Raw genomic sequence first — 23,953 nt, forward strand, 5'->3', positions numbered from 1 at the left:
GCAGTACACTACTGCGGTATTCATTCTAAAACAAAATATGATAATTATCCCTCAACGTCGTTCGGACATTGTGAATATGAATACGCATCACGCGCTCCGCTTCATCGGGATCACCGCCCTCAAGTGCATGGAACAGCGCCGTATGTTCTTCCAGCGATTGGCTGCTGCGGCCTGTTATGAGTACCGTCCGTTTATTGTATCGCCGCAATTGCAGTCTGATAGATTGTATCAGTTCAATGGCTTCGCGATTCGGGCAAATATCATAGAGTACCTGATGAATCATATCGTTGATCCCCGAGTATTCGAGCAGTTTATTTTCCGCTAGAAATCCTTTCATTTCTCCTAAATTGCTTCTAAGAATCGAAAGTTCTTTTTCCGTGATGACCTTTGCCGCACTATAGGCAATTAACCCTTCCAGACGTTCTCTTATTTCCAAGAGGTAGACAGCTTCTTCTAGAGTCAGCGATTTAACGCGAGCGCTCTTGTTGGCTTCCAGTTCAACGAGTTTTTCGTTCACTAGCATCATCAAGGCTCTCTTAACCGTATTTCTGCTGACGCCCAGTTCCTCAGCAAGCGCTGATTCAACCAGTGTTTGTGATGGAACATACACGTGATTTAGTATTCTGCTTTTAATGGTTTCATACGCCTTTTCTCCAGACAGTGACAAAAAAATCGACCTTCCTTTCGCTAAATTCAAACGATTCGCATGCCTATTATACCATAAATTGTGATGACTGGAAACTGGCTGGTCAGGTGTATCACGTATTTCTATACCCCTGCTGAATCACGCTTCCGTATCCCCACTAAATAACACCTGATTTAGCCAAAGTATCATCAATGGCCTTCTTGGCAATGACACCCGACAATATTTCCGCCATGCGCGCACGATCTTTTTCGAGCTTCGCCTCCGCACCTTCCAGAACAGCTTCCCACTGGCCTTTCGGAACGACAATGACGCCGTTTGCATCACCGACAATAATGTCGCCAGGCGCTACCGCCACACCGCCGCAGGCGATGAGGCCATTTATTTCACCCGGACCGTCTTTGTCACCAACAGCAGGCGTCACACATTTTGCAAAAACCGGTGCTTTGCTCTGTTTTAATTCTAAAATGTCTCGCACACCGCCATCGATTATGAGACCGCTGATCCCCTGCTCCATCGCCGCGGTTGCCATGAGATCTCCCATGACGCAATTGCTGTCACAGCCACAAGTGTCGACAACAATCACATCGCCCGGTTTTGCCATCGCAATCGCTTTATGAAGCATCAGATTATCGCCAGGTCGCATTTTAACGGTCAGTGCACAGCCGGCAACTGCAAGCATTTCATCAATAGGTTTTATGGCATGATGCATAGCGTTAAATTTATTGAGACCATCGCTTAACGCGCAGGTTCCAGCTTTTTTAAAGCGCTCCAAAATGTCCTTGTCAAGGCGTTCAAAATCATGATTAATTCTAAAACCAATTTTACCTTTATTTTTATTCTCCATATCTAATTCCTTTATCCTTTATCCCTGATGTTTGATGTTTGATGTTTTATCATTTATCCTGTATTTGTAAATCGTTCACTCAAAGGTACGTACTCTCACTCTACCCATCAATCATTATTTCACGCAGCATTTGCCGTAGACATTCTTTTGCGAATGGTAAACTCACCGCCAATAATCACACTGCTGAGTACGAGTCCAACAACACTTAAAATCGGTGGATTCGCCATGAAGAGCATAATCGCACAAGGCAAGAGCAATAAACGGCTCACGATAGAGAGCTTCGTGCCGAACCATCCAATTAGCGATGATGCAAGCACCAGACAGCCGATCATCGCCGTTACAAATGCGATCGTAATTTGTACCCCACTGCCAACAAGCAGCAATTCTTCATTAAAGACAAAGACAAATGGAATAATGAATCCTGTTGCCGCCAATTTTAAGGCGTCAATACCGGTTTTCCAGATATTTGCCTCTGCAATCCCAGCTGCGGCAAAGGTTGAAAGCGCCACGGGCGGTGTAATGGTTGACAACGCACCAAAATAAAGAATAAACAAGTGCGCCGAAAGTGTGGAAGCACCCATTTTAATGACAGCTGGCGCTACGAGTACTGCTAAAATCATATAGGCCGCTGATGTCGGAAGCCCCATTCCCAACAAGAGGCTCGTCAGCATCGCAAGGATCAAAGCAACTAAAAGTCTTCCCGCGGCAATCCCTTCAATAATACCGCTGATTTTGAGTCCCAACCCGGTTAGATTGATAACCCCCATGATAATGCCGGCAAGGATGCAGGCAGCTGCAATCGGCGCAATGCCATTAGCCGCTTTTTTTAGTGCCGTCACAAAATTAGAAAGCGTCATATTGGCACGATTGACAATGAACCCTACGACCAATGTCGCAACAATCGCACCAAAGGCAGACCGCTGCGGGCTGTACCCTTTAAATAATAGTGCCACCAGCATGACAAGCGGTAAAAAATAGAGCCATCCGCTTTTAAGGGTTTTAAAGAAATCTGCCAATTCTTCCTTTGGAATCGCTGGAATGTGATCACGTCTCGCCGTCAGATATACCCCTGTGGACAGTGTTAAATAGTAAAGTACCGCTGGAATCAAGGATGCCATGGCAATTGTCGCATACTCAATCCCAGTAATTTCACTCATGAGAAAAGCAACGGCTCCCATAACCGGCGGCATAATCTGGCCGCCACTGGAAGCAACAGCTTCAATAGCCCCAGACATACTTGGCTTAAAGCCAACTTTTTTCATTAATGGAATAGTAAACGTTCCGGTCGTCACAACGTTAGCTGCACCAGAACCATTAATCGTTCCCATGAGCATGGATGAATAAATTGCTGCCTGAGCAGGACCGCCTCGAGCACGCCCCGTCAGCGAAAATGACATATCCACGAAAAAACTACCGGCACCTGTCATGTCCAAAATCGTTCCGAAGAGTACAAACAGAAAAATAAACTGTGCTGATACGAGCAAGGTCTGCCCAAACAGACCATCGGTCGATGTATAAAGATATGGGGCAATTCGACTAATCGAAAAACTTACGGTTTTAAAGAGTCCCGTAAGATGCGAGCCCAATAGTGCATAGCTTAAAAATAAAATGGAAATGACAGGAAGAATGAAACCAATCACGCGCCTAGACACTTCGAGTGCAATAAGGAGTGCAATAATGGAAAAAACGATTTCATACTTATAATAAATGCCCGCTCTGAAGATCATATCCTCTTGAATAACCATTTGGTAATAGGTCAGGTAGACATTGACGGCAATAATGGCGAGGTCAATCAGTCTGCCAAATTTGAATTTTAACGGCTTTGTCAGCAGTATATAGGCCGAGACCAGCGCCCAATGCACGGATGCTTGGGCGTAGCTCGGTAAAATGCCGACAGAAGCGGTATATAAATGAAAAGATGCCAGTGCGGCGATAATGACGACAATACTGATATCTACCCAGTTATGACGTTTCGCATCACTGATGTTTTGCTGATTCATTTAACCCTCCTGCACAATGTACAATTACTGGATAACGCCAATTTCACGATAGTATTTTTCTGCTCCAGGATGAAGCGGTACAGGTACTTGCCAAGCAGTTTCAGGCGTAATTTCCTTTACCACGTTATGCGCTGTTGCATAATCTTCGACACCTTCCAGCGCATGCTTTACAAAGTCATAGGCCGCTTCATCAGAAAGTGTTGATTTTGCAAAAATATTCGTCATAATTTTGAGTGTTTCCGTATCATGGTCAATACCCTTGTACGTTCCAGCAGGAATAGTGTATTTTTCGTAATAAGGTGATTCAGCAACGATTTCATCTAGTATATTATCATCAACGGTCACAAGATCTACATCAGCTGTTGCACTGGCATTCATTAACGCGGCAGTTGGTATCCCTGCAACAAAGAATGTTGCATCCAAATCGCCGTCAACGAGTTTTGAAACACCCTCGTCAAATGAAAGATAGTAGGGCTTAATATCATTTTCAGGATCGACACCATAAGCTCTTAAAATAGCTTTTGACATTTCAACAATGGTTGTACTCGGTGGTCCAAGACACACTTTTTTGCCTTTTAAATCTGCATAACTTTCAATGCCTGAATCCGACTTGACAACCATATGGCCTGCACTCATATACAATGACATTAAACCTACGATATCTTGCGTACCGATATTTTCATAGCTGCCAGTACCATAGTAGCCAAAGTAGACACCATCTGCATTGGACATCCCCATTTGAATATCACCAACATTGGTTAAATTAATATTCTCCATGGAACCCTTTGTCGCTTGAACAATAACATTGACTTTATCAGAGCGTTCTGTAATCACTTTCCCCATTGCTGCACCAACGACATAATAGGTTCCAGCTGTCCCCCCTGTTCCTAGAATAACGTCTTCTCTTGCAGTGGATTCAACAGTTTCAGATGATTCTGCTTCTGTTGATGATGCACCTTCAGAAGCAGTTTCACCAGCTGCTTCCGGCGACGTCGATCCGCAAGCTGTCATAACCATGATGATAACCAATAATAAGCTCAATAAACCACTAAACTTTACCTTATTCCTCATGTTTTCACCCTCCAAAAAAGTTATTAAAATTCCGTTGCCACCCTCGGAAAGAAATTCGAAAAACTCTCCGCGTATTGATAGTCTTTAACACCAGACAGCCGCCTTGCATGATTGCCGCGCATAAAGGCGCGCTGTGTGTAATATTCAATCAGATGCCCTTGTGCTTTAAAGCATTTCATCGCCTGTACTTTCTGTTCATAGGTTTCGGTAATGTCAATAATCGTTCCCAGCATAAAGTCGCTGATCTCTGTTTGATGCGGTTCGAAACCATAAAGCTGCATCTGCTTCGTCGCCAATGTCTCACCAAATCTCACACCCGCCGAATTTGACATAATGCTCGCTTGGAAAACAAAGTTTCGAACGGCATCATGGTCTGGATTAATCGCATCTTTTTTGTCATGTGTCAAAATGATGTCCGGTCTAAACATGCGAATGGTCTCTGCCATACGATCGAGGCGCTCACGCGTGATTGTCATCGGATAATCTTCAAAGTCCCAAAATTCAATTTGCTCAACCCCAAGAATTGCCGCTGCCCCGGCAGATTCTCCTTTCCGAATAGCCTTGACACTTTCCGCCGTTTGACCTTCCTGCTTCCAAAGATCATTGGACTCTCCTCTGGTACCAAAACTCAACACAATGATCTTTACTTCAGCGCCATGTTTAATATATTTTGCAATTGTTCCGCCGGCACGCCACACAAAGTCTGCTGCATGTGCACTGACGACCAGTAATTTCTTGTCTTTCAACACAGCCTCCTATTTCAGTAATGCCGTGTTGTTATGCACGGTCATTTTTTCAATATCCGATTCTGAGATACCGGCCTCAAACAATTTTTCTGCAAATAGCAAGAGACCTTCATCTGGGTATAACGCCGTCTTTTGTCCCAAATCCGTTCCAAGTACCACATGATCCGCACCAATTGTTTTAATCTGGGTCAATGTCGTCTCAAAATCAACCTTGCCAGTGGCAAAAGTCGTATAACAGTGTTCCATTACGGCGCCGAGTCTTACCAATTCACGTTGTTCATCAACACTGTAGAAAGTTGTTGGAAAATCAACATGTGTTGCAATAATGCGTTCAACTTTTCTATTTTTGGCTTCCTTAAGCAGTGCAAATACCTCTTCATGTGAGAGATGCGCCGTCGCTAATATCATATTGTACTTCGTAATGATTTCCAAGACCTGAATCGTTTCATCCGTCAGTTTGCCATTTTTTAATACACTGATTGGCGGTGCAACAATGCCTTCTGCCTTCATATCCAAAACGATCTTCGCCCAATACGGCATCTTTTTATTGGGATCACCCGAAAAGACATGCGATTGTTCATAAGCACCGTCACAAGTTGGAAACCAAACGAGTTTTGCCCCTGATCGCCCTGCCATTTCAACAGCCGATGGATTGATGCCGCCAACTGAATTATTCAAAGTAATCGTACCAACTGTATGACATTCGGGATATAATGTATTCATAAGTTCTGCCCGTTCAGATGTGCAAAAATAATGCGACTTTATCGCATAACCTTTCATACCCGCATCGATAATGCGCTTTGCCATCTCAATATCATTCATTTTTCTGGGAAGAACATCTGGTGCTGAATGGACGTGTAAATCATACGCCCCATCAATTAATGACTTCATGTAAACCTCCTGAGCCACATTGTATTTCTAATTAGTCGACTTTATTGTGTTACAATATTGTATCTACATTATATATTTCAATTTTTCTTCTGTCAATGTCTATTTTTAAAATTAATACATAAAAAAACCCTCTGCAATAATCACAAACGACAATTGCAAAGGGTTTTCAAACGTTATGGCACTTTCATGCATTTCACTTTTTAACGGCTAAATGTTCACTGGTCAAGAGATCATGGATTGCTATTCAATCTCAGATCGTTCATTAATCTTGAACTGGATATTTTTCTCTTGCATAGTAATGCGTATGCAGGAGATCATGCGCTTTATGAGAATTAGGTTCTCCCAAATATTCATCATACAAACGCTTGATTTCAGGGTTTTTATGCGATTTACGCACTGTCAAAGCCGCATCTTCACTGTAAAGTGCTTTTGCGCGTTCCGCTCTGATATCAATGACATTGCGCACACTAGCAGGCTGAATTGGCTGTCCGCCGCCGTTAACACAGCCGCCAGGGCAAGCCATGATTTCGACAAAGTGGTAATCCGCTTCGCCAGCTCTGATTTTATCAAGGATAATCGCTGCATTTTTTGTATTGTGGGCAACAGCAACTTTAATATCTTTGCCTGCAATATTAACAGTTGCTTCTTTAATGCCTTCAACGCCGCGAACAGCTGTGTAGTCGACATTTTCAAGATCTTCACCGGTCAGGACATCCGCGACTGTTCGAATAGCCGCTTCCATAACGCCACCAGTTGCACCAAAGATAACACCTGCACCTGAATAGTCACCCATAAATGGATCAAAGGTACCGTCTTCAAGTTTATCAAATTCCATACGCGCTTCTTTAATCATGCGCGCAAGCTCTCTCGTCGTAATGGAAACATCGACATCGCGAACACCTTCAACAGCGAGTTCAGGACGTTCAATTTCCGATTTCTTAGAAGTACACGGCATAACGGAAACGACAAAAATATCTTTTGGATCAATATTGTTCTTCTCAGCATAGTAGCTCTTTGCAAGAGCACCAAACATATTTTGCGGCGATTTGCACGAAGACAGATGATCTAAGAGATCCGGATAGTTAAATTCAATGAAGCGAACCCATCCTGGCGAACACGATGTAATCATCGGCAATTTTCCGCCGTTTTGGAGTCTGCCAAGCAGTTCTGTTCCTTCTTCCATAATGGTAACATCTGCCGCCCAGTTCGTATCGAAAATTTTATCAAAACCTAAATTGCGAAGCGCTGACGCTAATTTGCCAGTCACATTGGTGCCAATTGGATAACCGAATTCTTCGCCCAGTGCCGCTCTAACAGCCGGTGCTGACTGAACGATTACATGTTTCTTAGGATCTTCAAGTGCATCCCAAACTTTGTCAATCGCCGGTTTCTCAGTTAACGCGCCCACAGGACAGACGACCATACACTGACCGCAGTAGATACAAGGCGCATCTTTCATACTCACTTCAAAAGCAGGGCCAACAGTCGTCTCAAAACCTCTGTTGACGAAATCCAAGATGCCGATTCCCTGTACGTTTTTACAAGCGCTTACACAGCGTCCGCATAGAATACATTTGCTGGAATCTCTGACAATTGAATGCGAAAAGTTATCGTATTTGCCTTCGCGTTTTGCACCAGTGTAACGAATATCTCGAATGCCGAGTTCTTCAGACACGGATTGCAGTTCACAGTTTTTGCTTCTAACGCAAGTTGTACATTCTCTGTTATGGTTGGCGAGAATGAGTTCAACCGTTGTTTTACGCGCATTCCGGACGCGTTGATTGTTTGTCTTAACGACCATGCCTTCTCTAACAGGCAAGACACACGATGCTTGAAGCGCTCTAGCCCCTTCCACTTCGACAACGCAGACACGGCATGCGCCCACTTCATTGATATCTTTTAAGAAACAAAGCGTCGGGATATCAATGCCGACTGTTCTAGCAGCCTCAAGTACCGTTAAGTCACTCGGCACTGCGTACTGATTGCCATTTATCGTAATCGTAACATTCTTCACGATGCACACCTCTTTCTTTTAATGTTCAACCCAAAATTACTGCTTGTAGATGACCTTTTTAGGACATTTAGGAATACAAGCGCCACACTTGATACACTTCGATTGGTCAATGACATGCTGTCCTTTCACTTCGCCGCTAATGGCGCCGACTGGACAAACGCGTGCACATGCTGTACAACCAATGCAGCCATCGCCAATAACGATTTGCAAGAGATCTTGACATACGCCCGCAGGACATTTCTTGTCGACAACGTGCGCAACATATTCATCTCTAAAATATCTAAGTGTCGATAATACTGGGTTTGGTGCAGTTTGTCCCAAACCGCAAAGTGCCGAATCCTTAATTGAGTAAGCAAGCTGCTCCAATGTATCAAGATCTTCGAGCGTTCCTTTGCCAGAAGTGATCTTTTCCAGGATTTCAAGCATACGCTTTGTTCCTTCACGACACGGCACACATTTCCCACAGGATTCATCAACTGTAAAGTCTAAGAAGAAGCGTGCAAAGTCTACCATACAGTTGTCTTCGTCAACGACGATCATACCGCCAGAGCCCATCATGGAGCCAATTGCGGTCAAGTTATCAAAATCAATTGGTGTGTCCAAATGTTGTTTCGTTATACAGCCGCCTGACGGTCCGCCAGTTTGAACCGCTTTAAATTCTTTGCCGCCGGGAATACCGCCGCCGATGTCATAAATAACTTCTCTAAGCGTTGTTCCCATTGGAATTTCCACAAGACCCGTGTTATTAATTTTACCGCCAAGTGCAAATACTTTTGTACCTGGTGATCTTTCAGTTCCCATTGATGTAAACCAATCGGCGCCATTTAAAATAATCTGTGCAATAACAGCATACGTTTCAACGTTGTTAATAATGGTCGGTTTGCCAAAAATACCTTTAACTGCCGGGAATGGTGGTTTTGGTCTCGGCATACCGCGTTCGCCTTCGATTGATGCGATCAGCGCTGTTTCTTCACCGCAGACAAATGCACCGGCACCTAAGCGAATTTCGAGGTCAAATTCAAACCCAGTACCAAAAATATCCGTTCCGAGCAGGCCCATTTCTTTTGCTTGTGCTATCGCAATCCCTAAACGCTTAACGGCAATTGGATACTCAGCACGGATATAAACATAACCTTTTTTTGCACCAATCGCATAAGCGGCAATCGCCATCGCTTCAATAACAGCATGTGGATCGCCTTCCAAGACAGAACGGTCCATAAATGCACCTGGATCGCCTTCATCGGCATTGCAGGCAACATATTTGACGTCGCCTTCAGATTTGCTGGCAAATTCCCATTTCAGCCCAGTTGGGAACCCACCGCCGCCACGGCCTCTTAAACCAGACTTTTTAATCGTATCAATAACATCTTGCGGCGTCATTTCCGTCAAGGCTTTACCAAGTGCACGGTAACCGTCAAATGCGATATATTCTTCAATGATTTCTGGATTGATCACACCGCAATTTTTGAGGGCAACGCGTTTCTGTTTTTTATAAAAATTCACTTCGCTAATTGAAGTGGTGATATCTCTAACTTCATTGGCATGGTCGATATAGAGTAAATCTTTAACGATTCTACCTTTGAGCAAGTGTTCTTCGACGATGCGCTCAACATCTGCCATTTTAACATGCGAGTAGAAAGATCCCTCTGGATAAACAATACAAATAGGGCCCGCTTCACAAAGACCGAAGCAACCCGTTCTGACGACCTTTACTTCTTTTTCTAATCCTCTTGCCTTTAGTGCCGTATTGAACATCTCTTCAATCGTTAAAGAGCCGGATGACGTACAGCCAGTTCCGCCGCATACGAGCACGTGCGCTCTATAAAAATCCATTAAAATACCTCCTCAAATCGTCTATTTATCAGCAGCGCCGATGGTATACTCCGTTACGACGTTTCCATTCACGATATGTTCTGCAATGACACGTCTCGCTTTTTCTTCTGTCATTTCTACATATGTGACTTTTTCTTGCCCTTCACTGTATACCTCGACAATCGGTTCTAATCTGCATACGCCAATACAACCGGTTTGAGTGATTTCAACTTCTTTTAAACCTCTTTTTTGTGCTTCGTCAAGCAGCGCTGTTAAAACAGGTCTTGCCCCAGCCGAGATCCCGCAAGTAGCCATGCCAACGACAATACGCGTACCTTTTCTGTCTGTTCTCAAATCGACGCGCTTAAGTGCTTCTTCTCTAATTTTCGCTAATTCCGCTAACGATTTCATTAAGCTTCCTCCTCAGTGTATTCCGATGTACTCTGAAATAACAGATCCATCATTAACCTTGATATTTCGCGATAATACCTGGAACATCCTCGACAACTAATCTTCCGTAGACATCATCGTTTACCGTCATTACCGGTGCCAGACCGCACGCACCAATGCAGCGTGTCGCTTCAAGTGAAAATTTACCGTCTGCAGATGTCGTTCCCACTGAGACACCTGTCAACTCGGTAATTTTGTCAATTAGCTTTTGAGAACCCTTAACATAGCAAGCCGTTCCCAAACAAACGCTGATGAGGAAATCGCCTTTTGGTTCAAGTGTGAATTGCGAATAAAATGTCACGACGCCATAAATCTCAGCAAGCGGGACATTTAACTTTTCCGAGATGACCTTTTGAACTGCCATAGGAATAGCACCGAAAATATGCTGCGCTTCGTGTAACACCGGCATTAAGGGTCCCTGCATGTCCTTATGCGCTTCGATGACACTTTCAAGCTTCGCAAAATTCTCTGCCGTCAAAAAGTTTTTTGCCATTAATCGTTCCTCCTTATACAATCGTAACGATTGAGTTAAAGCAACACCCTAATCGTTTAAATCCTAGTAATTTACTAGGTTTAAGGTTGTTTGTTAATAAATTAACCTTTATTCGAAATGATTATAACACAGATTTTTCTGTATGTATACAGCTTATTCGGGATAAAGAAATATTAACAAATCGTAATATTATTGTATAGAATTTAGCTCAATATATGGAAAAGACACACTTCGTCCTATCGTCGAAATGTGTCTTTTTTGTAATGTTTATTTCGATTATGTTTTGTTTTTAGGAAAATTCGAGTTGTTTTTCACCTGCTGAACGAATTTTGTTAACTTTCCGTAACATCTTTAGAATCGACGGTATGGAAAAAGGCATAAATTGATTCGGCAACGCTATTTGGTATTTCGGATAGTGCTGCCAAATCCTCAATTGAAGCCTTTCGAATCGCTTCAATCGACTTAAAATGCTTTATCAAGGCGATTCGACGCTTTTCGCCGACGCCTTCAATCTCGTCTAGTTCAGATGCTGTCATTGCCTTTGTTCTAAGCGACTTATGGTATTCAATTGCAAATCGATGGACTTCTTCCTGAACGTCATAAATATAACGATATGCTGCTCTTTTTTGCTTTAATCCGCATATTTCACCGTTATAGTAGAGGTCTTCCGTTTTGTGATAGTCATCTTTCACCATCCCCGCAACTGGAATATGCAGCTCCAGTGCGTTCAAAACATCCAAGACAGCATTGACGTGGCCCTTTCCACCATCAATCAACAATAAATCCGGAAATACTGAAAATTTATTGGTATCGACACCTGTATCCGCTGCAATTGCTTGTTCTTCGAGACCACGTTTAAAACGTCTGTACAGTACTTCCTGCATGGCCCCATAATCGTTAGCGCCCTCAATAGTTTTCACGCGATAGCGCCTGTAATCACTTCGTTTTTTCTTGCCATCTTCATAGACGACCATGCTGCCAACTGTATAGACCCCAGATGTATTGGAAATATCATAAGCTTCGATGCGATTGAGCGGCAGATTATCAGGCAATCCTAACAGCATTCGGAGTTCTTCAACGGTTTGCTGTTTTAGCGCACTCTCTTTTTCAATGCGTTCTTGAAACTTAATAATATATTCCTTTGCATTTTTTTCAACAAGAGCCATCATCTGTCGTTTTTCACCTTTATGCGGTACGGCAATCTCCACTTTGCTGCCGGCGAGTTTTGTCAGCCAGCTGGCGTAAGCTTCACGCTCGTCAATCTCCGTTGATAAATAGATTTCCTTTGGTATAAAGAGTGCGCCTGCATAATACTGAAGGAGAAAAGAACTCAGCAATGCACTGCCGGCTTCGCCTTCACCGCCAGTAATATTATACGCTTCTCTCCCCTCAATCTTGCCGCCTCGTACTTGAAAAAGCATGACACATGTACGCGACTCAAAGCGATAGTAGGCAATAAAATCCTGATTTTTGTCATTGTTCTGAATCGCTTTCTGCTTTTCATTCAATGCTTTTAAGGCAATGATTTTATCCCGCAGGACCGCCGCATCCTCAAAATTCATTTTTGATGCGGCATGCTTCATTTGCTGTTCGAGATCATTAATCAGCCATGCCTTGTCACCGTTTAGAAAACGAATGATCTGTTCGATATAAGCGGCATAATCCTCTTTTGTAATTTTATGATTACAGACACCGGCACACCTGCCAATATGGTAATTAAGACACGGTCGATCTATCTTCTCCGTTATTTTTTTACTGCATTCTCGTATGGGAAAAATAGTTTGAATGACGTCCAGTGTCTTTTTAACTTGATCAGCACCTGTAAAGGGACCAAAATATTTAGACTTTCCTTTCACAACCGTTCGTGTCATAAAGACACGCGGAAAATCTTCCTCAAGTGTAATCCGTATATAGGGATACATTTTATCATCTTTTAATAAAATGTTGAATCTCGGTAAATGTTTCTTGATTAAGTTTGCTTCAAGGACGAGTGCTTCGGTTTCACTGTCGGTAATGATATAATCAAAATCGGCAATGTTGACAACCATCGTCTGTACTTTTGGCATATGTGTATTAAAACCTCTAAAATAAGAGCTTACACGATTTTTTAGATTTTTCGATTTGCCAACATAAATAATCTCGCCGCGGTTATCCTTCATTATATAAATCCCCGGCAAGTGCGGCAGGCGCTTGAGCTGCTCCTTAATATGCTCTTTAACAACGAATTTAGATGTTGACATGCAGACTCCTTCTATAATTTTTAAAGACATTTCTTAGGATAATCGTTATAATAGTAATAGTGCCGTTTTCTATACCAATTGCATCTTAGCATATTCTAACAATCAATTTATAGCATTTATCCATCATACGCAGAGATGACGACCGTTTAACTTTACCAAAGACAGATCGATCAGACACTTAACTTTAGAAAGGTGATTTTATGAATCAAACGACGCGAACCATTATTTTCTTTTCAAGCCTCGTGATGATGTTCTTATATTATCTCATGATTATCCCGCGTTTGCCAATGGCATTCGATAATGCCATCCTTTACGCTAATTATTCCTTTTCATCCTTTTTTATCTGTGTTCCCGCCACGCAAATGCTGCTTAGGCGACGTATTTTAGCGCGATTTAAAGATGATCACCTCTATGAATTTCGTATTCACGATGCCATTGCCGTTCAATATCTCATTTATCTCGTGATCGGTTATCTCATGCTCATCCGGCCGTTGACGACATCTTTAACAGATTTTAGCCATGTTGAAGCAGTCAATTGGATCAGCTTCATCGGTTGGCTCGCTGCTGGTCAAGTTTTTATCACTTTCACCTATCGAACGACCAAGGCGCAGTTTTGCCGTGAGCACATCCTCATCTATGGTTGGGATCTAAGAATGGATTTTCCCTTTGGCAACCCGCTCTACAGTCACTCAGGCGTCTATGCTTACAGCGATTTTGAATACTACTTTTTTGATAACGGTCGACTGACACTTCGGTTAAAGGGAGAACTTGGAAAGATTGTTCTCATTGTTCCTTCCGAAATGCAAGAGCAGGTCGGGGAATACTTAAAAGCACAACAACTTGATAAGCCCAAAAAACGTCAGAACATCTATTGAAGCGAGCAAACACTAGCCGATTATTCTCAAACCAGCGCGTGCCGATTCTGGAGATACCGATAAAAAGACACCTTGTCAGGTGTCTTTTTTTAATAATCAACAGCCATTAATTAGATGCTTTTTGACTGCTTTTTACGGTTGCTGTCGCTTTTGTTTTAGCGGTTGCCTTCTCGGTCGCCTTCTCGGTTGTCTTCGCAGTTGTTTTAGCGGCTGTCTCTGATTTTGGCTTCGCAGTCGTTTTGGTCTTCGTCGTCGCTTTTACAGATGACTTTTCTTTAGCTGCCGGCTTGCGTTTCGCTGACGCTTTCGTTTTAGCGGTCGCTTTTTGACTTGATTTTTTTGAGGCAGTTGTGTCTGTCTTCGTCGTCGCTCTGCCAGCGCGCTTGATAACAGGCGCAGCTACTTCTGGTACAAAAGGTTCTTTTGCAAGCATATCCGCTAAAAACGCACCTGTATAAGAGCCTTCAATGCGTGCCACTTCTTCCGGCGTCCCACGCGCTACAATACAGCCGCCTTTATCACCACCGTCAGGACCTAAGTCAATAATATAGTCCGCAGATTTTACAACATCGAGGTTGTGTTCAATGACAATCACCGTATTGCCTGCGTCAACAAGTTTTTGCAGAACATGGATAAGATTATGAACATCAGCCGTATGCAGTCCGGTTGTCGGCTCATCTAGAATATAGAGTGTCTTGCCCGTACTGACTTTACTAAGTTCTGTCGCGAGTTTAATTCGCTGTGCTTCACCGCCAGAAAGCTGTGTTGACGGCTGACCAAGGCGAATATAATCCAGTCCGACATCGTGCAGTGTTTTTATTTTACGCTTAATCTTCGGAATATTGGCAAAGAATTCAAGCGCTTCTTCTACTGTCAAATCCAAAACATCTGAAATTGTCTTTCCCTTGTATTTAACTTCCAATGTCTCGCGATTATAGCGCTTGCCCTTGCACACATCACACTGGACATAAACATCCGGCAGAAAATGCATTTCGATCTTGATAATACCGTCACCCTTACAATGCTCACATCGGCCGCCTGCAACGTTAAAACTGAAACGCCCCTTTTGGTAGCCTCTCATTTTCGATTCCGGCACTTGTGCAAAAATATCGCGAATATGATCAAAGACACCTGTATAGGTAGCAGGATTCGAACGCGGTGTGCGCCCAATCGGCGATTGGTCGATATCAATAATCTTGTCTATGTGTTCAAGCCCCAATATATCTTCGTGTTTCCCGGGTTTCACTCGACTTTTATTGATTTTAAGCGCACAGCTTTTATAGAGAATTTCATTGACCAGTGTACTCTTGCCGGAACCTGAAACACCCGTCACGACACAGAGTACGCCCAGTGGGAAATCAACATCTATGCTTTTCAAATTATTTTCTACTGCTTTCGTGATGGTAATGTGTTCCGGTCTTGGCAGTCTTCGGACCTTCGGCAAATCAATGTGCTTTCTGCCGGAGAGGTATTGTCCCGTAATTGAATCTTCCGAATTGAGAATTGTTTCATAGGGGCCCTCGGCAATAATATAACCACCGTGTTCTCCGGCGCCGGGTCCCAAGTCTAAAATGTAATCCGCCGCAGTAATCGTCTCTTCATCGTGTTCAACCACGATAAGGGTATTGCCGAGATTTGTTAAGCTTCGAAGGGTCTTCAATAGTTTTTGATTGTCTTTTTGATGCAGACCAATACTAGGCTCATCTAGAATGTAGAGGACGCCAACCAAGCCGGAGCCAATCTGTGTCGCCAGTCTGATACGCTGTGACTCTCCACCGGACAAAGTACTCGCAGCTCGTGAAAGGTTGAGATACTCCAAGCCGACATTCTGGAGAAAAGTCAAGCGCGCCACGATTTCTTTTAATATCTGTTCTGCAATTTTCCGCTCTGTCGCCGACAGTGTCAGTTGATCAAAAAAGATCAGTGCATCTTTAACGGACATCTCTGTGATGTCACTAATGCGCATGTCCCCCACGGTCACTGCTAACACTTCATCCTTAAGACGCTTGCCATGACAGGTTTCGCATTCGATCAAACTCATAAATTCATCAATTTTTTCGCGGATGTACTCAGAATTCGTCGCAGCATAACGCCTTTCAAAGTTATTAACAAGCCCTTCAAAAGGGCGGCTGAACGAAGTATACCCTGCATATTTACTGTCGTATTCAAAAGTGACCACACGATCACCAGTACCATAAAAGATTTCATTTTTAAGTTTTTCAGGGAATGCTCTAAATGGCGTCTGCTGTGTTACGCCATATGATTCGAGCATGGCATTAATCATGCTCACATAGAAAGAACCCTCTGAACTATTGGCAATTGGCAGCAGTGCCCCTTCTTCAATACTGAGTTTCGTATCCGGTACGAGCAGTTCCGGGTCAACCTTTTTTGTAAAACCAAGTCCGTTACAAGTCGGACACGCACCATAAGGCGCATTGAAGGAAAACATCCTCGGTTCCATTTCAGTAATGCCCTCACCGTGCTCAGGACATGAAAACTGTGTATTAAACGAAAGATCTTCACCGCCGATAACATCAATGATAATTAATCCCTCTGTTAATTTTAAAACAGATTCCAGTGCGTCAGTAAGGCGCTGCTGAATTTCCGGTTTCACAACAAGGCGGTCAATGACCACTTCGATGGTATGCTTTTTATTTTTATCGAGTTCGATCGTATCTGCGAGATCAAAAGTCTCTGTATCAATGCGGGCACGCACATAACCTTCTTTTTTCAACTGTGCCAGCAGCTTCTGATGCTGACCTTTCTTGCCAACAACCACTGGGGCCAATACTTGAATACGCGTGCCTTCATCAAGTGCCAGTATTTTATCGACAATCTGGTCAACTGTTTGCGGTGAAATCTCAATGCCGCAAACAGGGCAGTGCGGAATGCCAACCCTGGCGTAAAGCAGTCTTAGGTAATCGTATATCTCTGTAACCGTTCCAACAGTAGACCTTGGGTTCCGGCTGGTCGTCTTCTGGTCAATTGAAATAGCCGGCGACAGCCCTTCTATATATTCTACATTTGGCTTTTCCATCTGTCCGAGAAACTGTCTGGCATATGCCGACAAGCTCTCCACATAGCGCCTCTGTCCCTCTGCATAAATGGTATCAAATGCAAGCGATGATTTGCCGGAGCCGCTAAGCCCCGTGATAACAACCATTTGATCTCTGGGAATATGGACATCAATGCCCTTTAGATTATGTTCCTTTGCACATTTTACAAATATTTCATTCTTACTCATGTCTCCGCCTCGTCACTATTTTCGCTTTCGTGTCTGTTTCAGTTCAATAATTAAATCCCTCAGTTCCGCCGCGCGTTCAAATTGCAGCTGTTTAGAGGCATCATACATTTCATTTTCCAGCGATTCAAGGTATTGATTAAATTCTGGTTTCGTCATTTCTTCAATACGATCAATGCCATAAGGCGCTGTTTCTTCCGCAGCCACCGTTGCTTCAATGACATCGCGAATACCTTTCTTGATACTTTGCGGTATAATCCCATGTGCATGATTATAAGCTTCCTGTATCTCGCGTCTTCTATTGGTTTCACTGATGGCAACATTCATAGAACGCGTCATCTGATCAGCATACATAATGACCTTGCCGTGTTCATGCCGCGCAGCTCTGCCAATCGTTTGTATCAGTGATGTTTCTGATCGTAGGAACCCTTCTTTATCCGCATCGAGTATCGCCACCAGCGACACTTCCGGTAAATCGAGCCCCTCTCTCAGCAGGTTGATTCCAATCAATACGTCAAATTGGCCGCGTCTAAGATCCTGAATGATTGTCATGCGTTCCATCGTTTTGATATCTGAATGCATGTATCTAACTTTTACTTCCAGTTTTTTAAAGTAATCTGTCAAATCCTCAGCCATTTTTTTCGTCAGCGTCGTGATGAGGACGCGTTCATTTTGTTCGACGCGCTTCATGATTTCACTGTAGAGATCGTCAATCTGATTTTTTATCGGCCTCACTTCTATGATTGGATCCAAAAGTCCTGTCGGTCTGATGATTTGTTCTGTAATATGTGCCGTCTGATCGTATTCATACGGCCCCGGTGTTGCACTGACAAAGATAATCTGATTGATCAGCGATTCAAATTCATTGAAATTAAGTGGTCTGTTGTCAAGCGCCGAAGGCAGTCTAAAACCATAATCGACCAAAGATTCCTTACGTGTCTTATCGCCGCCGTACATGGCGCGTATCTGCGGAATCGTAACATGGGATTCATCAATTACCAGTAGGAAATCATCCGGAAAATAATCGAGCAGCGTAAACGGCCTGCTCCCCGGCGGCCTCCCGGATAAAACACGTGAATAGTTTTCAATGCCCTGACAAAATCCAACTTCTTTGAGCATTTCAATATCATAGCGCGTCCGCTGGTCAATGCGCTGTGCTTCGATGAGTTTGTTCTCATCTTTAAACTGTTTAACTTGGGAATCAAGTTCCTTTTCAATTTCTACAATTGCCGTTTCCAGTTTTTCTTTCGGCGTGACGTAGTGAGATGCCGGATAAATGGTTATATGCGTGCGATAACCCAGTATCTCACCCGTCAACGCATTGATTTCCCCAATGCGTTCAATTTCATCGCCAAAGAGCTCAATTCTATAAGCTTTTTCAAACTCGTAGGCAGGCATGACTTCAATGACGTCACCGCGTACTCGAAAGGTGTTCCGCGTAAAGTTAATATCGTTTCGTGAATACTGAATGTCGACGAGACGCTTTAATATTTCATTTCGCGACTTTGTCATCCCCGGCCTAATGGATAACGTCATGTTGGCATAATCAATTGGGTCTCCCAAGCCGTAAATACAGGAAACCGAGGCAACGATGATAACGTCCCGACGCTCAAAGAGTGCAGAGGTTGCGGAGTGTCTGAGTTTATCAATTTCATCATTAATCGATGCATCCTTTTCAATGTACGTATCACTGGCGGCAACATAAGCTTCAGGCTGATAGTAGTCATAGTAGCTGACAAAGAACTCAACGGCATTGTCAGGGAAGAATTCCTTGAATTCTGACGCCAACTGAGCTGCAAGCGTCTTATTGTGGGCAATAATCAGCGTAGGTCGCTGAACGGCTTCAATGATATTGGCCACTGTAAATGTTTTGCCTGACCCCGTGACACCTAAGAGGATACTCGCCCTCTCATTGGCATCAATGCGATTGGCAATCTCCTGAATAGCAGCAGGCTGATCGCCGGTTGGTTGATATTCTGATTTGACGACAAATTTATCCAAGCAAACCTCCAAACGTGTGTTCGTTTTTTCTATTATATGATTTTTGATTCCATTCGTCAACGCGTGTCTTAAAAGGGTCAAAATTTTCTTCCCTATTGACAATCCAATTTATAGACCAACATTATACCACGAATTTATGAATGCCAAGTTAAAAAAAAGAAACAATGTATGACGAAAGGCCTACATTGTTTCTATTAAAATGCTGTTACGCACAAATCTAAATATCAAATTGTCTTTCCAACTGCCAAACCATTTCAATTCAACAGCCAGAAATGTATGCCGATGATGGTTAAAAGGATCACGCCGCCAATTAATCCAATGAGCATTTTCATGTCGCGCTGTTCAACGACAAGCGGTTTGGCCTGTGCTGGCGGTTTGGCCTGTGCCGGTGCATCCGCCGCCTTACCATACGTGCTGCTGATTGATGCAACATCCTGCTGGATACGTTTAGCATGTGTCAAATACTTTTTAAACATAAAAGCCTTCGCCTCCTTATTGATCACTAAAGCCGCCTCAGCGATACCAGCTCATGATTCGACAATCATCGCAGCATCATCACCAACACATGCAGTCATATTTATTCAGCCCTTAAAATTTCAAGGGCCTTTTGAAGCTGGTTATCATCTTCATCAGTGGGGTCTTCTTTTTCCAAATAAGCATCATCCAGCGGTATGACAATGTCAGGTTCGATGCCGATCCCATGAATGTTTTCACCGTTTGGTGTAAAGTACTGTGCTGTTGTCAGTTTGTAACCCGTATCATCTAAATAAGGTCTGACCACCTGAACGATGCCCTTGCCAAACGTCGTGACACCGATAATAGTCGCAGCTTGATTGTCTTTTAATGCACCTGTCAAAATTTCTGAAGCACTTGCCGATCCTTCGTCAACGAGTATTGCCATTTTCACATCGTAATGCTTTGCATCGGATTCAAACGATTCATGGCCGCCGTTCCGGCTGTCCGTATAGACAATCAGATTCTTGCCCAGTAAACTATCGGCAATTTCTACACATTGATCCAAATAGCCGCCTGGATTCTGTCTGAGATCAATCACCACTTTACTTGCACCTTGTGACACCAGTTCATCCATATGCTTTTTAAATTCTTCTGCTGCATTTTCATCAAACATCGACAGTCTAAGGTAACCGATTTCATCATCAATCATTCTCGATTTAACAACTTTAACATCAATCCATGCCCGAACGATTTCGACGTCGAATTTTTCACGTTTAGCAGGTCTGTAAATCGTAATCGTTACAGCAGTTCCGGGTTCACCCTTAATTTTGCTGATCGCATCATCCATAACGTCTGCGTTAACTTCCTCACCATTGACGGCGACGATGAGATCTTTTGCCTGAAGGCCTACACGGTCTGCCGGCGTATCTTCTATTGGTGAAACGATTTCAATTTCATTATTGTCATTGGGCGTCAGATAGATGCCGATCCCTGGATATTCACCGGAAGAAGATTCCATATAGCTGGAAAATTCTTCGGCATTCATAAACACGGAATAGGGATCATTCAGCACTTCAAACATCCCCTTTTTCATGCCTTCATAAAGCAGTTCATCATCGACTTCCTTATAATAATTGGTCTCAATGTACGATTTGAGATCGTTCACTTCCGAATACGCCGAATAGAGTTTCTGGTAAGCATCCATACTCTCACGGCTAATGACGACTTTGTCACCAACGGTGAGCTCGATAAAATTAGTTACAAAAAATGTTCCCATGACACTGATCAGCACTAAAAATATACTTAATATTACAACATTTGATTTCCTCAAAATTTACACCTCAATTTCCTTTTACATATGGGATTGGATCCACGTACTCACCATTGACGCGAACCTCAAAATGGACATGTGGTCCCGTTGAAAAACCAGTGCTGCCTGATTTTGCAATTGAATCACCTTTTGAAACGGCATCCCCCACTGCGACGAGCAAGCTGTTATTATGTGCGTACAATGTCGAATAGCCTCCGCCGTGATCAATAATCACAACTTTGCCATAACCGCCGTACCAGTCGGCATAAATGACTGTACCGGATTGTGCCGCGACAACCGTTGAGTTCATAGACGCAGAAATATCAACCCCCGTGTGCATCGTCTCCTTTTTCGTAATCGGATGAACGCGCACGCCGAAATCAGAAGTGATAATCGTATTGCCCGGCACGGGCCACATCATCTCGCCGCCTACATATGTTTCAGAAAGTTTTAAGTTCTTGATGACATTTGTGAGCTGATTTGCTTCATCCAGCAGTTCACCTTCCGCCTCATTCAAAGCGGCTTCATCTTTTTTAAGGTCTTCTTTGTAAGCTACTAAATCTTTTAGCTGAACTTCCAGTTGATCCTGTTTACTGCTTTTATCTTGAAACAACGTTTCGAGCTCCTGCTTGACTGCTTCGAGTTCAGCCTTTTTTGCAATAATAGCATCGCGCTGTGCTTTTAATTCTTTTATGAGATTTTGATCGTGCGCAAGTACCTTTTGAAGCATGTCAATACGACTCAAGAGATCTGAAAAATCTTCAGCACCAAACAGCACTTCGAGATAGCCGATCGTTCCCGTTTTATACATGACGCGAAGCCTTGAATCCAACAAATCGTTTTTATCGGTAATTTGTGTTTCCGCAACTGCTAATTCTTCTGTCTTAACACCAATATTATCCTCTGTCTGCGCGATATCCGCATCAAGTTTCTCGATCTCCCGTTCAAGCCCTTTTATGGCCTCAGTTGTGTTGACAATCTTTGTATTGGTTGTATTTTGAAGTGATTTGTTCTGACTGATGGAGGCATCAAGCGCTTCAATCTTTCCCTTTAATGTTTCCAGTTCTCGCTCTCTTTTCTTAAGTTCATCATTGTTAGACCATGCGATTGAACTCCCTAGAATGATCAGTGAAAGCAATATGACTAAAATTTTTCGCCATCTCATCATGTTATGCCCCCTAGACATTTAAATACTTGCGCATCGACCAGATACTGCCGAGCGCACCAATCCCTGCGCCAATAATAAAGAACAGAAAAATCAAATCGCCAACCAGTGCTTCCGGCTTTACAACATAGGCTGATATCAGTGCATAAAAGTCAGAATTCAACAAATCATACACATAAGTATATAAAAATTTCATTACCAAAGTGGATACCCCTGCTCCTATCATGCCGAGCAAGGTTCCCTCTGTCAGAAAAGGCCATCGTATAAACCAGTTGGTAGCACCGACGTATTTCATGATATTAATCTCACGTCGTCGTGCATTCACGGCAAGTTTAATGGTGTTATGGATAATAAATGTTGAAATCGCAATGAGCACAAACATAATGATCATTCCCGCCTTGCGCATCATTTCTGTAAAGTTCAGCAGCGTTTCGACGATATCCTGATACGACTTTACTTCCTCAACACCTGGCAGCGCCGACATTGTACTTACCACTTGTGCTGAATAATAAATATCCGTCAAGTAGACGACAAAAGAATTTGGCAGTGGATTTTCTTCCAGCCCTTCTAACAAATAGGCATTATCCTGCCAGGATTCTTTCATCTGCTCAAGTGCATCCAAACGACTTTCGTAAATAACCTGATCAACGCCTGTAATCCCTTCAATCGTCGTTTGAAGCGCTTCGCGATCTTCAGCGCTGACTTCGTCGCCAATATAAACCTGTATGGAGTTAAATTGATCTTTTGCCGACTGAGCCATCGCGTTAATGTTGATAATCAATGCAAAAATAATCCCTAATATAATCAGTGTTGCAGAAACAGATGAGATCGAAGCAACACTCATCATACGGTTTCGCCACAAGCTCTTGAGTGCTGTCTTTATTGTGAAAATGGGCTTAATCGTCATATCCATAAACTCCTATTTTATCATCTCTTGCTACGTTGCCCTTTTCAAGTGCAATGACGCGCTTGCGCATAATATCCACAATTTCCCGATCATGCGTTGCCATTAAAATCGTCGTGCCGCGGCGGTTGATGGTTCTTAAAATTTTCATAATTTCCCAAGATGTCTCTGGGTCGAGGTTCCCCGTCGGTTCATCTGCAATAAGAATCGGAGGATTATTAATCATAGCGCGTGCAATGGAGACGCGTTGCTGCTCGCCGCCTGAAAGCTGGTTGGGGTAGACGTTGCCTTTTCCCATTAAACCAACCAATGCTAGAATCATGGGGACTTGTTTTCGAATAATTCGCTGATTCGTGCCAATAATCTCCATGGCAAACGCAATATTTTCGTAAACTGTTTTATTGGGCAGTAGTCTGAAATCCTGAAAGACAACGCCGACTTTCCGTCGCAAATAGGGAACACGCCTTTGATGAAGTCGTGTGATATTGGTTTGGTCAACCCATACTTTGCCGGTCGATACGTCCACTTCCTTGAGAATTGTCTTGATAAAAGTTGATTTACCTGCGCCGCTTGGACCGACGATAAAGACAAATTCTCCCTTTTCAATTTTTATGTTAACATTATCCAGCGCCATGACACCATTGTCATACTTCTTGGATACATTCTGAAATTCAATCATAAGTTGCTCCTAATCTAAGCAAAGTTTTATCGAAAAAAATTGCATACTGTCCCTAAGTTGGCCTTTCATCAATATGTATTGAATTCCCGTCTTAAGAAGGTGATGCGTATTACAGC

19 protein-coding genes are annotated in these 23,953 nt (G+C 43.1%); 1 reads left to right on the forward strand and 18 read right to left on the reverse strand.

Annotated features, from left to right (window positions below):
- Positions 1-25: 25 nt before the first annotated feature.
- The 11 genes from KHM83_RS09780 to uvrC all read right to left on the reverse strand — a co-directional run bounded on the left by KHM83_RS09780 (position 26) and on the right by uvrC (position 13,207).
- Complete coding sequence (locus tag KHM83_RS09780) at positions 26-667, reverse strand: GntR family transcriptional regulator (protein ID WP_213236830.1); 642 nt, start codon at positions 665-667, stop codon at positions 26-28.
- A 136-nt stretch (positions 668-803) separates the two neighbouring features.
- Positions 804-1,490, reverse strand: coding sequence for an RraA family protein (locus KHM83_RS09785; protein WP_213236831.1), 687 nt, complete (start codon positions 1,488-1,490; stop codon positions 804-806).
- Positions 1,491-1,609: 119 nt separating this feature from the next.
- Positions 1,610-3,490, reverse strand: coding sequence for a TRAP transporter permease (locus tag KHM83_RS09790; protein ID WP_213236832.1), 1,881 nt, complete (start codon positions 3,488-3,490; stop codon positions 1,610-1,612).
- Positions 3,491-3,514: 24 nt separating this feature from the next.
- The gene (locus tag KHM83_RS09795) at positions 3,515-4,561 is read right to left on the reverse strand and encodes a TAXI family TRAP transporter solute-binding subunit (protein ID WP_213236833.1); all 1,047 of its coding nucleotides are present in this window, start codon (positions 4,559-4,561) and stop codon (positions 3,515-3,517) included.
- A gap of 23 nt (positions 4,562-4,584) precedes the next feature.
- Positions 4,585-5,307: a PIG-L deacetylase family protein gene (locus tag KHM83_RS09800; RefSeq protein WP_246543008.1), complete on the reverse strand. Its 723-nt coding sequence runs from the start codon at positions 5,305-5,307 to the stop codon at positions 4,585-4,587.
- Positions 5,308-5,316: 9 nt separating this feature from the next.
- The gene (locus KHM83_RS09805) at positions 5,317-6,198 is read right to left on the reverse strand and encodes a DUF6282 family protein (protein WP_213236835.1); all 882 of its coding nucleotides are present in this window, start codon (positions 6,196-6,198) and stop codon (positions 5,317-5,319) included.
- Between the two features lie 262 nt (positions 6,199-6,460).
- Positions 6,461-8,212 carry an NADH-dependent [FeFe] hydrogenase, group A6 gene (locus KHM83_RS09810; RefSeq protein ID WP_213236836.1) on the reverse strand — a complete coding sequence of 584 codons (1,752 nt, stop codon included), beginning with the start codon at positions 8,210-8,212 and terminating at the stop codon, positions 6,461-6,463.
- Positions 8,213-8,248: 36 nt separating this feature from the next.
- Complete coding sequence (gene nuoF, locus KHM83_RS09815) at positions 8,249-10,045, reverse strand: NADH-quinone oxidoreductase subunit NuoF (RefSeq protein WP_213236837.1); 1,797 nt, start codon at positions 10,043-10,045, stop codon at positions 8,249-8,251.
- Positions 10,046-10,066: 21 nt separating this feature from the next.
- Positions 10,067-10,435, reverse strand: a complete 369-nt coding sequence (locus KHM83_RS09820; protein ID WP_213236838.1) for a (2Fe-2S) ferredoxin domain-containing protein — start codon at positions 10,433-10,435, stop codon at positions 10,067-10,069.
- 52 nt (positions 10,436-10,487) lie between these two features.
- Positions 10,488-10,967, reverse strand: a complete 480-nt coding sequence (locus KHM83_RS09825; RefSeq protein ID WP_213236839.1) for an NADH-quinone oxidoreductase subunit NuoE family protein — start codon at positions 10,965-10,967, stop codon at positions 10,488-10,490.
- A gap of 332 nt (positions 10,968-11,299) precedes the next feature.
- Entirely contained in the window at positions 11,300-13,207 is a 1,908-nt protein-coding gene (gene uvrC, locus KHM83_RS09830; protein ID WP_213236840.1) for an excinuclease ABC subunit UvrC, read from the reverse strand.
- Positions 13,208-13,407: 200 nt separating this feature from the next.
- Between uvrC and KHM83_RS09835 the strand changes: the two genes are divergently transcribed.
- Positions 13,408-14,082, forward strand: a complete 675-nt coding sequence (locus KHM83_RS09835) for a hypothetical protein (RefSeq protein ID WP_213236841.1) — start codon at positions 13,408-13,410, stop codon at positions 14,080-14,082.
- Positions 14,083-14,188: 106 nt separating this feature from the next.
- On the opposite strand, the gene uvrA is transcribed toward KHM83_RS09835, so the two are convergent.
- The 7 genes from uvrA to ftsE form a co-directional block, all read right to left on the reverse strand.
- Positions 14,189-17,326 (reverse strand): excinuclease ABC subunit UvrA, encoded by a 3,138-nt coding sequence (gene uvrA / locus KHM83_RS09840; protein ID WP_213236842.1) that lies wholly within the window; start codon positions 17,324-17,326, stop codon positions 14,189-14,191.
- Between the two features lie 15 nt (positions 17,327-17,341).
- On the reverse strand, positions 17,342-19,324 hold the full coding sequence (gene uvrB / locus KHM83_RS09845) for an excinuclease ABC subunit UvrB (protein WP_213236843.1): 1,983 nt from the start codon (positions 19,322-19,324) through the stop codon (positions 17,342-17,344).
- A 254-nt stretch (positions 19,325-19,578) separates the two neighbouring features.
- Entirely contained in the window at positions 19,579-19,800 is a 222-nt protein-coding gene (locus tag KHM83_RS09850; protein WP_213236844.1) for a hypothetical protein, read from the reverse strand.
- A gap of 101 nt (positions 19,801-19,901) precedes the next feature.
- Entirely contained in the window at positions 19,902-21,110 is a 1,209-nt protein-coding gene (locus KHM83_RS09855; protein WP_213236845.1) for a S41 family peptidase, read from the reverse strand.
- A gap of 10 nt (positions 21,111-21,120) precedes the next feature.
- Positions 21,121-22,257: a murein hydrolase activator EnvC family protein gene (locus KHM83_RS09860; protein WP_213236846.1), complete on the reverse strand. Its 1,137-nt coding sequence runs from the start codon at positions 22,255-22,257 to the stop codon at positions 21,121-21,123.
- A gap of 10 nt (positions 22,258-22,267) precedes the next feature.
- Entirely contained in the window at positions 22,268-23,161 is an 894-nt protein-coding gene (ftsX, locus tag KHM83_RS09865; RefSeq protein ID WP_213236847.1) for a permease-like cell division protein FtsX, read from the reverse strand.
- Complete coding sequence (gene ftsE, locus KHM83_RS09870) at positions 23,151-23,837, reverse strand: cell division ATP-binding protein FtsE (RefSeq protein WP_213236848.1); 687 nt, start codon at positions 23,835-23,837, stop codon at positions 23,151-23,153. The genes ftsX and ftsE overlap by 11 nt, the downstream gene beginning before the upstream one ends.
- Positions 23,838-23,953: the final 116 nt, after the last annotated feature.

This window comes from Fusibacter paucivorans, from assembly GCF_018390735.1.
In the GTDB taxonomy this organism is placed as follows: domain Bacteria; phylum Bacillota; class Clostridia; order Peptostreptococcales; family Acidaminobacteraceae; genus Fusibacter; species Fusibacter paucivorans.